This window comes from Enterobacter sp. IF2SW-B1, from assembly GCF_001743375.1.
GTDB classification, from domain to species: domain Bacteria; phylum Pseudomonadota; class Gammaproteobacteria; order Enterobacterales; family Enterobacteriaceae; genus Enterobacter; species Enterobacter bugandensis.
In genome coordinates this window covers 1-408 of the sequence record NZ_MJAA01000297.1, presented here as the reverse complement: position 1 = coordinate 408, position 408 = coordinate 1, and the positions used below count along the sequence as shown (strand labels likewise).

Annotated in this window: 1 protein-coding gene; it reads left to right on the top strand. The window is 55.9% G+C overall.

Going from position 1 to position 408, the window contains the following annotated elements; translation table 11 throughout:
- Positions 1–54: 54 nt before the first annotated feature.
- Complete coding sequence (locus A6013_RS24455) at positions 55–378, top strand: Rieske 2Fe-2S domain-containing protein (RefSeq protein ID WP_069733894.1); 324 nt, start codon at positions 55–57, stop codon at positions 376–378.
- Positions 379–408 lie beyond the last annotated feature (30 nt).

The window sequence follows — 408 nt, the reverse complement described above, 5'->3', positions numbered from 1 at the left end:
GTATTAAATAAGAAACAGAGTTTCATATATGAAACAAAAGCCTGGAGGATCGTGATGAGCTGGATAGGCGTATGTGACGCAGAACAAGTACAGGAAGATTTCCCTTTTAGCGGCACCGTCGACGGTAAAGAGATCGGCGTGTATTTGATTGACGGTGAATATTACGCGCGGGAAGACGTATGCCCCCACGCCTATGCCCTGCGGAGCCAGGGCTTCGGGGAGGACGGCAAGGTGGACTGCCCGCTGCCCGAGGCGGTATTTGCCGTCAAAACCGGTCAGTGCCGGCACGGCCCCGGCGGGCGCAACCTCAACCGCTACCCGGTTCGGGTTTTTGAAAACGAGATTCAGATTTCCTTCGTCGAGGAGACCGTGGCATGAGCGACACCCTGAACTACAACCCGGCGCTGC